Source organism: Streptomyces sp. NPDC044984 (assembly GCF_040646935.1).
Lineage (GTDB): Bacteria > Actinomycetota > Actinomycetes > Streptomycetales > Streptomycetaceae > Streptomyces.
Window position 1 is genome coordinate 1 of record NZ_JBEZBE010000028.1, and the last position, 11,665, is coordinate 11,665.

General features: G+C 71.7%; 9 protein-coding genes. 6 read left to right on the forward strand and 3 right to left on the reverse strand.

Annotation, left to right across the window (positions count from 1 at the left end):
- Positions 1-119 precede the first annotated feature (119 nt).
- Positions 120-644 (reverse strand): DUF4245 domain-containing protein, encoded by a 525-nt coding sequence (locus AB0A94_RS27120; RefSeq protein WP_361748494.1) that lies wholly within the window; start codon positions 642-644, stop codon positions 120-122.
- 126 nt (positions 645-770) lie between these two features.
- On the opposite strand from AB0A94_RS27120, the gene glpX reads away from it, so the two are divergent.
- On the forward strand, positions 771-1,805 hold the full coding sequence (glpX, locus tag AB0A94_RS27125; protein ID WP_361748496.1) for a class II fructose-bisphosphatase: 1,035 nt from the start codon (positions 771-773) through the stop codon (positions 1,803-1,805).
- Between the two features lie 183 nt (positions 1,806-1,988).
- Here glpX and AB0A94_RS27130 read toward each other — a convergent pair whose 3' ends face one another.
- Together AB0A94_RS27130 and AB0A94_RS27135 are read right to left on the reverse strand one after the other, a co-directional pair.
- Positions 1,989-2,363 (reverse strand): WhiB family transcriptional regulator, encoded by a 375-nt coding sequence (locus tag AB0A94_RS27130; protein ID WP_361748498.1) that lies wholly within the window; start codon positions 2,361-2,363, stop codon positions 1,989-1,991.
- Positions 2,364-2,457: 94 nt separating this feature from the next.
- Positions 2,458-3,153 (reverse strand): DUF1707 domain-containing protein, encoded by a 696-nt coding sequence (locus tag AB0A94_RS27135; RefSeq protein ID WP_361748500.1) that lies wholly within the window; start codon positions 3,151-3,153, stop codon positions 2,458-2,460.
- A gap of 145 nt (positions 3,154-3,298) precedes the next feature.
- Between AB0A94_RS27135 and AB0A94_RS27140 the strand changes: the two genes are divergently transcribed.
- The 5 genes from AB0A94_RS27140 (at position 3,299) to AB0A94_RS27160 (ending at position 11,449) form a co-directional block, all read left to right on the forward strand.
- Positions 3,299-4,978, forward strand: a complete 1,680-nt coding sequence (locus AB0A94_RS27140; protein WP_361748502.1) for a fumarate hydratase — start codon at positions 3,299-3,301, stop codon at positions 4,976-4,978.
- A gap of 378 nt (positions 4,979-5,356) precedes the next feature.
- Complete coding sequence (locus AB0A94_RS27145) at positions 5,357-6,784, forward strand: M20/M25/M40 family metallo-hydrolase (protein ID WP_361748504.1); 1,428 nt, start codon at positions 5,357-5,359, stop codon at positions 6,782-6,784.
- A 110-nt stretch (positions 6,785-6,894) separates the two neighbouring features.
- Entirely contained in the window at positions 6,895-8,298 is a 1,404-nt protein-coding gene (locus tag AB0A94_RS27150) for a class II fumarate hydratase (protein ID WP_361748506.1), read from the forward strand.
- 93 nt (positions 8,299-8,391) lie between these two features.
- The gene (locus tag AB0A94_RS27155) at positions 8,392-9,063 is read left to right on the forward strand and encodes a DUF402 domain-containing protein (RefSeq protein WP_361748605.1); all 672 of its coding nucleotides are present in this window, start codon (positions 8,392-8,394) and stop codon (positions 9,061-9,063) included.
- A 274-nt stretch (positions 9,064-9,337) separates the two neighbouring features.
- Entirely contained in the window at positions 9,338-11,449 is a 2,112-nt protein-coding gene (locus AB0A94_RS27160) for a SpoIIE family protein phosphatase (RefSeq protein ID WP_361748508.1), read from the forward strand.
- The last annotated feature ends 216 nt before the right edge of the window (positions 11,450-11,665 follow it).

Here is an 11,665-nt window from a genome sequence, read left to right on the forward strand (position 1 = left end):
CAACACGTTCTTCTCACTGCCCGAGCAGGAGAAGCAGATCGACTGCCTGCGCGCGATGCGGGAGCATCTCGACGCCTCGGATCGGCCGATCCGACGGGGCCCGCCCCTGTGCGTCTTCCTCACTCCGTGCGCAGCGCCCCGGCCATCCTCGCCAGCTGCCCGAACGACGCCGTGCCCGTCACCACCGTGGTCGAGCCCTCGGTGCCCTCCAGCACCAGCGCGTCGTAGTGGTCGCCCTCGTAGCGCGTCCAGGTCTCGCCGTCGATCCGCTGCGTGGCCTCCGTCTTCGCGGCGCCCTGCGTCCTGTCCTCGATGAACTCCGACCGCTTGCCCGTGGACTGCTCGACCGCCACGTACTCCCCGTCGGGGGCGTGGAAGCCGAGGTGCCAGGCCTCGGACTCGGCGCCCCGGTAGCGGACGGAGGTGGGCTTCCACGTCTCGGGCAGCCCCTCGGGCGCGGCCACGGGGTAGGAGGCGGCCCGGCGGGCCGTGAGCAGGTCGACCCGGTAGTCGACCCGCTTGATGTCGGGTTCACCGTCCTCGTGCGGGATGAACAGCCAGACCACTCCCGCGACGAGCATGATGAGCGCCAGGGAGAGGATCATGTCCCGGGCCGTTTTCTGCACGCTGCTCGTTCCTGCCACGCCCCCTATCGTCGCAGGTGCCCGATGCGCTCATCCGTGGGGGGCCCTGCTCATTTTGTCGGACTGGCGATAGAGTCGTGCCCCACACCCTCATCCGGCCGTCGTCGTACAGAAAGGTGCGCTCCGATGACCGAACACCATCACCTGCCGTCCGAGCTCGATGTCCCCTCCGAGGCCCCCGACCGCAACCTCGCCCTGGAGCTCGTACGGGTCACCGAGGCCGCGGCGATGGCCGCGGGCCGCTGGGTAGGGCGCGGTGACAAGAACGGCGCCGACGGTGCCGCGGTGCGCGCCATGCGCACCCTCGTCTCCACCGTCTCGATGAACGGCGTCGTCGTCATCGGCGAGGGCGAGAAGGACGAGGCCCCGATGCTCTTCAACGGGGAGCGCGTGGGCGACGGGACCGGCCCGGAGTGCGACATCGCCGTCGACCCGATCGACGGCACGACGCTGACCGCCAAGGGCATGTCGAACGCCATCGCGGTGCTGGCGGCCGCCGAGCGCGGCTCGATGTTCGACCCGTCGGCCGTGTTCTACATGGACAAGCTGGTCACCGGGCCGGAGGCCGCCGACTTCGTCGACATCGACGCGCCGGTGAACGTGAACATCCGCCGGGTCGCCAAGGCCAAGCGGGCCACCCCCGAGGACGTCACCGTGGTGATCCTCGACCGGCCGCGGCACGAGGGCATCATCAAGGAGATCCGGGAGACCGGGGCGCGCATCAAGCTGATCTCCGACGGCGACGTGGCCGGCTCCATCCTCGCGCTGCGCGAGGGCACCGGCATCGACCTGCTGCTCGGCGTCGGCGGCACCCCCGAGGGCATCATCTCGGCCTGCGCGGTGAAGTGCCTGGGCGGGACCATCCAGGGCAAGCTGTGGCCCAAGGACGACGAGGAGCGGCAGCGGGCGGTCGACGCGGGGCACGACCTCGACCGGGTACTGACCACGGAGGACCTGGTCACCGGGGACAACGTGTTCTTCGTGGCGACGGGCATCACCGACGGTGAGCTGCTGCGCGGGGTGCGGTACCGGTCGGAGACGGCCACGACCGATTCCATCGTGATGCGGTCCAAGTCGGGGACGGTGCGGAGGATCGACTCCGAGCACCGGCTCAGCAAGCTGCGGGCTTACAGCGCGATCGACTTCGACCGGGCCAAGTGAAACGTCACTTCGGTGCGGGGGCCTGCGGCGCGTAGGTGAGTGCGGGTGCGCTGCGGCTGGTCGCGCCCACGCGGCGGAGCCGCATGTGTCGCAGCCCGCGCCCCTGAGGTGAGCCGCCCCCGGCCGGTGTGAGAAGGCGCCCCCTGTGCGGAGGGGGCGCCTTGCTCGTTGCGCGTGTTCGTGTCAGCCCGCCGCCGCGATGCGGCCCGGGCGGGGGGTCTTCTTCAGTTCCATCTCGCGGCGCCTGCGGCGGGCCAGGACCACGCGGCGTTCGGCGGCGGTGAGGCCGCCCCAGACGCCGTAGGGCTCGGGCTGGAGCAGGGCGTGCTCGCGGCACTCGACCATCACCGGGCAGCGGGCGCAGACGCGCTTGGCCGCCTCCTCGCGGGAGAGCCGGGCGGCGGTGGGTTCCTTCGAGGGTGCGAAGAACAGCCCCGCCTCGTCGCGCCGGCACACCGCCTCGGTGTGCCAGGGGGCGTCCTGGTCCCTGTCCCGCGCTGTCGCTCGCTGGGCCGGAACAGCGGCTATCTGCAGGGACGAATGCGGCGGTTGCAGCACGGTCTACTCCTGACGACGGCTTCGCAAGCGAGACACGATGCAGCAAGGCTTACCCGATGTGCGCGCGCCTATGCACTGAGTTCCGATCCGTACGTCAGTGGCCCAGGTGTTTGCGCATGCTCCTGTCGACCGTGCGCTGCACCCGGTCGAGGATGTCCGCCACGAGCTTGCCGCGCTTGGGCCGCGCCTCGACGCTGCCCAGCACCGCCCAGCCGTCGACGTAGACCACCGGGGCCTCGTCGTCGGTCGCGTCGAGCGTGTCCACCTCGAAGGCGCCGAGCACGCCGCCGCCCATGCCGCGCAGCGACACGTTCTCCGGGACGCGGATCTCGACGCTGCCGAACACGGAGAACGCCTTGATCATGACCTGCTGGTGGTCGAACAGCGCCTCGCTGAGGTCGATCTCGACGCTGCCGAAGATCGCGTACGCGTGAATGCGGCGGCCGGTGCGCCAGCGGCCCTTGCGGGTGGCGGCGCTGAACACCGCGACCACGTTGTCGTCGGGGTCCATCGGGATCGCGCCCGCGGTGGGGCGGCTGGGGACGGAGGCGTGTGCCGCGCGCCGTTGGTGGGCTATCGGCAGGTCCTGGATGAACACCTCCAGCTCCCCCACCGTCTTGGCGGCCAGCACGCCCTCGACGCGCTCCGCGTGCTCGTCGGCGGTGAGGCGGCCCTCTGCGAGGGCCTCGCGCAGGAGGTCGGCGATACGGTCCCGGTCGGCGTCGGAGGCGCGCAGCTCGGCCGTCCGCGGTGCCGTGTCCGGCTGCTGGGCGTGCTTCTGAAGGTCCACGGCACCAGCGTACCGAAACGCGATAGATCGCGACTACCCCTCGGTGGGGACAACTGAGGACAACCTCACAAGTCCGCCACGAGGAGCAGGTCCTACGCTGGGGGCGCCCGCCAACGTCGGCGGGCGGCCGTCTGTCGAGTGAGGAATGGGCGAGATGCCTGAGTTCGAGTACGCCGATCTGCTCCCCATGGGGGAGGACACCACCCCCTACCGGCTGGTGACCTCCGAAGGTGTCTCCACCTTCGAGGCCGACGGGCGGACGTTCCTCAAGGTGGAGCCGGAGGCGCTGCGCAAGCTCGCCGAGGAGGCCGTCCACGACATCCAGCACTATCTGCGCTCGGCCCACCTGGCGCAGCTGCGCCGCATCATCGACGACCCCGAGGCGTCGGGCAACGACAAGTTCGTGGCGCTCGACCTGCTGAAGAACGCGAACATCGCGGCGGCGGGCGTGCTGCCGATGTGCCAGGACACCGGTACGGCGATCGTCATGGGCAAGCGCGGGCAGAACGTGCTGACGGAGGGGCGTGACGAGGAGGCCCTGTCCCGGGGCATCTACGACGCGTACCAGAACCTGAACCTGCGCTACTCGCAGATGGCTCCGCTCACCATGTGGGAGGAGAAGAACACCGGTTCCAACCTCCCCGCGCAGATCGAGCTGTACGCGACGGACGGCGGCGCGTACAAGTTCCTGTTCATGGCCAAGGGCGGCGGGTCGGCCAACAAGTCGTTCCTCTACCAGGAGACCAAGGCGGTCCTGAACGAGGCCTCCATGATGAAGTTCCTGGAGGAGAAGATCCGTTCGCTGGGCACGGCCGCCTGTCCGCCGTACCACCTGGCGATCGTCGTCGGCGGCACGTCGGCCGAGTACGCGCTGAAGACCGCGAAGTACGCCTCCGCGCACTACCTGGACGAGATCCCCTCCGAGGGGTCGCCGCTCGGGCACGGCTTCCGGGACAGGGAGCTGGAGGAGAAGGTCTTCGAGCTGACGCAGAAGATCGGGATCGGGGCGCAGTTCGGGGGCAAGTACTTCTGCCACGACGTGCGGGTGGTGCGGCTGCCCCGGCACGGGGCGTCGTGCCCGGTCGCGATCGCCGTCTCCTGCTCCGCCGACCGCCAGGCGGTCGCGAAGATCACCGCCGAGGGCGTGTTCCTGGAGCAGCTGGAGACCGACCCGGCGCGCTTCCTTCCGGAGACGACGGACGAGCAGCTCGAGTCGGAGGGCGACGTCGTCAGGATCGATCTCAACCAGCCGATGGACGAGATCCTCGCCGAGCTGACCAAGTACCCGGTCAAGACCCGGCTCTCGCTGACCGGACCGCTGGTCGTGGCGCGCGACATCGCGCACGCCAAGATCAAGGAGCGGCTGGACGCGGGTGAGGAGATGCCGCAGTACCTGAAGGACCACCCGGTGTACTACGCGGGGCCCGCGAAGACGCCGGAGGGGTACGCGTCGGGGTCCTTCGGGCCGACGACGGCCGGGCGCATGGACTCGTACGTGGAGCAGTTCCAGGCGGCCGGCGGGTCCAAGGTGATGCTGGCGAAGGGGAACCGGAGCAAGCAGGTGACCGACGCGTGCGACGCGCACGGCGGGTTCTACCTGGGGTCGATCGGCGGACCGGCGGCCCGGCTCGCGCAGGACTGCATCAAGAAGGTCGAGGTCGTCGAGTACGAGGAGCTCGGGATGGAGGCGGTGTGGAGGATCGAGGTGGAGGACTTCCCCGCGTTCATCGTGGTCGACGACAAGGGGAACGACTTCTTCCAGGATCCTTCGCCGCAGCAGCCGACGTTCACGTCGATTCCGGTGCGGGGGCCCGGGCTGGCGTAGCCCCTCCGGTGCGGCGGGAGTGGGTTTCCGCCCCCGCCGCCCCTTCCCGTCCCCTCTCGAGGGCTGCGCCCCAGCTCCCTTTCGACCCCGCGCGGGCCTCGTCCTCAGACGCCGGACGGACTGATTTCAGCCTCTCCGGCGTCTGAGGAGCGGGGGTCCGGGGCAGCGCCCCTGGTCAGGACGGGAGGGGGTGGCGGGGCGGATCACTGCTGTCCGGATAGCGGACCCCGTGTACTTCTTTCGGACAATCAAGCCTCAGCCCTGCCCGTTCCGTTGACTGGCCCAACCATCACTGTGAGTCTTCTCGCCACTCCGACATGCTCATGCCATGTCAGTCCCGTGTGGCCCACCCCACGGCCACCTCCCGGAGGAGACCAGGTGAAACGAAGACTCGCCGTGGCGGGCGTCTCGCTCGCCGTCGTGCTCGGCTGCGGAACACTCCCCGCCGTGGCCGCCGACTCCGTACACACCGCGGACACCACCCTCAGTGCCGCGCCCGACGTCGACGTCAACAAGGTGAAGGCGCACCTCAATGAACTGAGCGCCATCGCCGGCCGGAACGGCGGCAACCGCCGCTCCACCGGCCAGGGTTACCGCGACTCCGTCACCTATGTGAAGGGCAAGCTGCAAGCCGCCGGATACACCGTCACCGAGCAGCCGTGCACCTCCGGCTGCACCAGCGGGGCCGGGCCCAACCTGATCGCCGAGTGGCCCAAGGGCGACGCGAACAACGTGTACATGTTCGGCGCCCACCTCGACGGCGTCTCCGCCGGGCCCGGCATGAACGACAACGGCTCCGGCTCCGCCGCCCTGCTCGAGAACGCCCTGACGCTCGCCCAGCAGAACCCGACCATGCGCAACCGGGTCCGCTTCGCCTGGTGGACCGACGAGGAACAGGGCCTCAACGGGTCCGACTTCTACGTCCGTTCACTGCCGTCCACCGAGCGCGCGAAGATCAAGGCGTACTACAACTTCGACATGATCGCCTCCACCAACGGCGGCTACTTCATCAACCACATCACCTCCTCGGCCGCCGCGCCGATGAAGGCGTACTGGGACTCCCTCGGGCTCCAGCCCGAGGAGAACACCGAGGGCGCGGGGCGCAGCGACGACTACTCCTTCGAGCAGTACTCCATCCCCACCTCGGGCTACGCGATGGGCGCCAGCGCCCGCAAGACCTCCGCGCAGGCCGCCAAGTGGGGCGGCACCGCGAGCAGGGCGTACGACCCCTGCTACCACTCCTCCTGCGACACCCTCACCAACATCAACACCACCGGCCTGGACCGCGCGTCCGACGGCATCGCGTACACGCTCTGGCAGCGGGCCGTGGACACCGGCACCGGCGGCGGTGACTGCGACACCGCAGGCGCCGTCGCCAACGGCGGGTTCGAGAGCGGCACCTCGCCGTGGACCGGGACCACCGGGGCCATCGGCGCCCACACGGGCCAGTCGGCCCACAGCGGGAGCCGGTTCGCCTGGCTCTCGGGGAACGGGTCCACGAGCACCGAGTCGATCAGCCAGACGGTGACCGTGCCGGCCGGGTGCTCCCGGGCGTCGCTGAGCTACTGGCTGCACATCGACACCGACGAGTCCGGCTCGACCGTGTACGACAGGTTCACCGTCAGGGCCGGCGGCACCACGCTCGCCACCCTGTCCAACGCCAACGCCGGCAGCGGCTACGTGCAGCGCTCGGTCGACCTGTCGGCGTACGCCGGGCAGACGGTGACCCTGACGTTCACCGGCAGTGAGGACTCCTCCCTGCAGACGAGCTTCCTCCTGGACGACGTCACCCTCCAAAGCGGCTGACCTCCCCCCACGGAACCGCCGCCCCGCCGCGCTCCTCCTGCGGCGGGGCGGCGGCCGTCCGGGAATACGCTCGTCGGACACCACTGCTGTGCATCCTCGGAGGTACGACGATGACGACCACGGACGACGACCGGCACTACCGCGTCGAGCACGACTCCATGGGGGAGGTGAAGGTACCGGCCGACGCCAAGTGGCGCGCGCAGACCCAGCGCGCCGTGGAGAACTTCCCGGTCTCCGGGCAGCGCCTGGAACGCGCCCACATCGAGGCCCTCGCCCGCATCAAGGGCGCCGCGGCCAGGGTGAACGCCCGGCTCGGGGTGCTGGACGAGGACATCGCCGAGGCGATCCAGGAGGCCGCAGGCGAGGTCGCCGAGGGCCGGTGGGACGAGCACTTCCCGGTGGACGTGTTCCAGACCGGGTCCGGGACCTCGTCCAACATGAACACCAACGAGGTCCTCGCGACGCTCGCCGCCGAGCGTCTGGGCCGGGACGTGCACCCCAACGACCACGTCAACGCCTCGCAGTCGTCCAACGACGTCTTCCCCTCGTCGATCCACATCGCCGCCACCGCCGCCGTCACCCGCGACCTGATCCCGGCGCTCGACCGCCTCGCCGCGTCCCTGGAGCGCAAGGCCGGGGAGTTCGCCGACGTGGTGAAGTCCGGGCGGACCCACCTGATGGACGCCACACCGGTGACGCTGGGCCAGGAGTTCGGCGGGTACGCGGCCCAGGTGCGGTACGGGATCGAGCGGCTGAACGCCTCCCTGCCGCGCCTCGCCGAGCTGCCGCTGGGCGGGACCGCCGTCGGCACCGGCATCAACACCCCGCCGGGGTTCTCCGCCGCCGTCATCGAGGAGGTCGCCCGCGCGACCGGGCTGCCGCTGACTGAGGCCCGCGACCACTTCGAGGCGCAGGGCGCCCGGGACGGCATCGTGGAGACCAGCGGGCAGCTGCGCACGATCGCCGTCGGGCTGACGAAGATCGCCAACGATCTGCGGTGGATGTCCTCCGGACCGCGCACCGGCCTCGCGGAGATCAGCCTGCCCGACCTCCAGCCCGGCTCCTCGATCATGCCCGGCAAGGTCAACCCGGTCGTCCCGGAGGCCGTGCTCATGGTCTGCGCGCAGGTGACCGGCAACGACGCGACCGTCGCCGCCGCGGGCGCCTCCGGCAACTTCGAACTCAACGTGATGCTGCCGGTCATCGCGAAGAACGTCCTGGAGTCGGTGCGGCTGCTCGCGAACGTCTCCCGGCTGCTCGCCGACCGCACGGTCGACGGGATCGTCGCGCACCGCGAACGGGCCCGGGAGTACGCCGAGTCCTCGCCGTCGGTGGTCACCCCGCTCAACAAGTACATCGGCTACGAGGAGGCCGCCAAGGTCGCCAAGAAGTCCCTGGCCGAGCGGAAGACGATCCGGCAGGTGGTCCTGGAGGGCGGTTACGTCGAACGCGGCGACCTCACCGTGGAACAGCTCGACGAGGCGCTGGACGTCCTGCGGATGACGCGCCCGTAAAGCCTCGCGCGCCGGGCGTGAACCGTGACGGGGGCCGCAGCGTCGTACGCGTACGGCACCTACTATCTGGCCATGGCGGAGGGCGGAGCGACGATGCGCGGGGAAGCGGGCGGGACGGCGGGATTCTGGGCGCCCGGGACACAGATCCTGTGGCGGTACCGGGAGAACGGTGGCGCGCGCATTCACATCGCGCGCCCCGTCACGGTCGTGCGCGACGGCCCGGAGCTGCTCGCGGTGTGGCTGGCGCCCGGCACCGAGTGCGTGAAGCCGGTGCTCGCCGACGGCACTCCCGTGCACCAGGAACCGCTCGGCACCCGGTACACCAAGCCGCGCACGGTGCAGCGGGACCGCTGGTTCGGCACCGGTGTGCTGAAGCTGGCCCGGCCCGGCGAGCCCTGGTCGGTGTGGCTGTTCTGGGACCCGGGCTGGCGGTTCAAGAACTGGTACGTGAACCTGGAGGAGCCGCTGGTCCGTTGGGCGGGCGGAGTGGACTCCGAGGACCATTTCCTGGACATCTCCGTGCACCCGGACCGGAGCCGGCACTGGCGCGACGAGGACGAGTTCGACCAGGCCCGGCGGGACGGCCTGGTGGACTCCGCGCTGGCCGGGAGGGTGCGGGCGGCCGGGCGGGCCGCGACGGAGGTGATCGAGGCCTGGGGGCCGCCGTTCGCGGACGGGTGGGAGAACTGGCGCCCGGACCCGTCGTGGACGGTACCGTCACTGCCACAGGACTGGGACCGCACTCCCGCGCATGTGTCCTCGTGAGACCCTTGCTGCACCCCCGGGCGGGAAACGTAGGATCGTCCTCCGCAAGGGTGCGGGGCAGCAACCACCGGAGCGCGCACCGGGCTTGACCGATCGTCACCGAGGGGCGGCAGGACGTGAGCGAGGGGTACGGAAACACCGGTGCCGGCCGGGAACGGCCGGCCAACGGCACAGGAACAACCTCTGACCACGCGGAAAATCCGTTCCGGGGGCACGTATTCCGGGTATCGGAGTTTCGGCGGGACGAACCGCGCGCACGGCGTGCGCCGGACGGATGGACTCGACACGCGTGACGGAGCAGCCGACCTCTTTCGAACGCCCGCAGCCGGGCGTCGACCCCACGGATCCCCGCGGGGCGCTCCTGCGTACCCCGACACCGGCGCGTGTGCCGGGCACGGGGCCCGCCTTACCCGTTCAGAGCCGCTCCGGCGGTGAGCCTCCCGCGTCCGGGGCCGCGTCCCCGGGGTCGCCGGGCACGGTGACGCCCGGGGACACGGGCCAGGACCCGGTGCCGGATCCGGGCTCCGAGCACTCGCAGCCGGGTGCCGGGCAGGGCGCCGGGCCGGACACGCACCGGCCGCGTCCCGCGCCCGAGGGCATCCCGGTGCAGCCGGCCGTGGGTCCCGACGGCAAGGAGCGGCGCACCGGGCAGGTCGCCCAGCCCGGCCGGCCCACGCCGATGCGCCGGGACGGGGACCGGCTGCGGTTCGTCGGCGCCGCGACCCGGCGGATCGCCCGCGGCATCGACCTGGACGAGATCGTGATGGGGCTGTGCCGGGCCACCGTGCCCACCTTCTCCGACGCCATCCTGGTCTACCTGCGCGATCCGTTGCCGGTCGGCGACGAGCGGCCCACCGGTCCGCTGGTGCTGCGGCTGCGCCGCACCGACCGGATCCCGGCCGAGCGGGACACCGAGGGCGGGTTCACACCGGTCGCCCCGCCGGAGCCGTCCGAGCTGGACTCGCTCGGCGCGGAGCTGTGCACCGTACGGCCCGGCAGCGCGCTCGCCGAGGTGCTGCGCGGCGTACGGCCGGTGTTCACGGACGCGCCCGCGGCCCGCGCCGCGCTGCCCGAACTCCTCGGCGAGGAGGGCGCGTCGGCCGTGCCGGACGGGCAGCGGGCGATCCTCGCGCCGCTGCGCGGCCGGCGGCGGGTGATCGGCGCGGCGCTGTTCCTGCGCCGTCCGGAGCGCATCCCGTTCGAGGCCGACGACCTGCTGGTCGCCGCGCAGTTGGCCACGCACAGCGCGCTGGGCATCGACAAGGCGGTGCTGTACGGGCGGGAGGCGTACATCGCGGACGAGCTGCAGCGCACGATGCTGCCGGAGCACCTGCCGCGCTGCACCGGCGTGCGGCTGGCGTCCCGGTACCTGCCGGCCGCGGAGACCGCGCGGGTCGGCGGCGACTGGTACGACGCCATCCCGCTGCCGGGCAGCCGGGTCGCGCTGGTGGTCGGTGACGTGATGGGGCACTCCATGACGTCGGCGGCGATCATGGGCCAGTTGCGCACCACCGCGCAGACCCTGGCCGGGCTCGACCTGCCCCCGCAGGAGGTGCTGCACCACCTCGACGAACAGGCGCAGCGGCTCGGCGTGGACCGCATGGCGACCTGCCTGTACGCGGTGTACGACCCGGTGTCGCACCGCATCACCATCGCCAACGCCGGTCATCCGCCGCCCGTCCTGCTGGAGCTGGGCGGCCGGGCCGAGGTGCTGCGGGTGCCGGCGGGCGCGCCGATCGGTGTGGGCGGGGTGGACTTCGAGGCCGTGGAGCTGGACGCGCCCGCCGGGGCGACCCTGCTGCTGTACACCGACGGCCTGGTGGAGTCCCGGCTGCGGGACGTGTGGACCGGCATCGAGCAGCTGCGGGAGAAGCTCGCCGCGACCGCGCAGCTGACCGGGCCCGATCATCCGCCGCCCCTTGAGGCGCTGTGCGACGAGGTGCTCGACATGCTCGGTCCGGGCGACCGGGACGACGACATCGCGCTGCTCGCCGCCCGCTTCGACGGGATCGCGCCGAGCGACGTGGCGTACTGGTTCCTGGAGCCGGAGGACGCGGCCCCCGGCCGGGCCCGCCGGCTGGCCCGGCGCGCCCTGTCCCGCTGGGGTCTGGAGGAGCTGAGCGACTCGGTGGAGCTGCTCGTCAGCGAGGTGGTGACCAACGCCGTGCGGTACGCCACGCGGCCGGTCACGCTGCGGCTGCTGCGCACCGACGTGCTGCGCTGCGAGGTCGGCGACGACGTGCCGCAGCTGCCGCGGCTGCGGCAGGCGCGCGCCACGGACGAGGGCGGGCGCGGGCTGTACCTGGTGAACCGGCTGGCCCGGCGCTGGGGCGCGACCCGGCTGAGCACGGGCAAGGTGGTGTGGTTCGAGCTGAACCGCGGCTGATCCCCCGGGCCGGGAAGCGGTGATCGGGGGTCGGGCGGGGCCGGGCGGGACCGGCCCCGATGCCGCCCGTGACCGGCCCGTACCGGCCCGGGGCCCCTGCCCGGCACCCGAACGCCACGGGTCGCGCGCCCCCGGGACAGGCGGTGACCGGTGGCCGGGGCGGCGGGCTCACGTATGCGGGGCACGGTGGTGACGAGCCCGCACCCGCGAACACGG

Coding starts and splice junctions, on each gene's coding strand:
- AB0A94_RS27140 (WP_361748502.1), top strand. CDS start 3,299: ATGGGCGAGATGCCTGAGTTCGAGTACGCCGATCTGCTCCCCATGGGG.
- AB0A94_RS27150 (WP_361748506.1), top strand. CDS start 6,895: ATGACGACCACGGACGACGACCGGCACTACCGCGTCGAGCACGACTCC.
- glpX (WP_361748496.1), top strand. CDS start 771: ATGACCGAACACCATCACCTGCCGTCCGAGCTCGATGTCCCCTCCGAG.
- AB0A94_RS27155 (WP_361748605.1), top strand. CDS start 8,392: ATGCGCGGGGAAGCGGGCGGGACGGCGGGATTCTGGGCGCCCGGGACA.
- AB0A94_RS27160 (WP_361748508.1), top strand. CDS start 9,338: ATGGACTCGACACGCGTGACGGAGCAGCCGACCTCTTTCGAACGCCCG.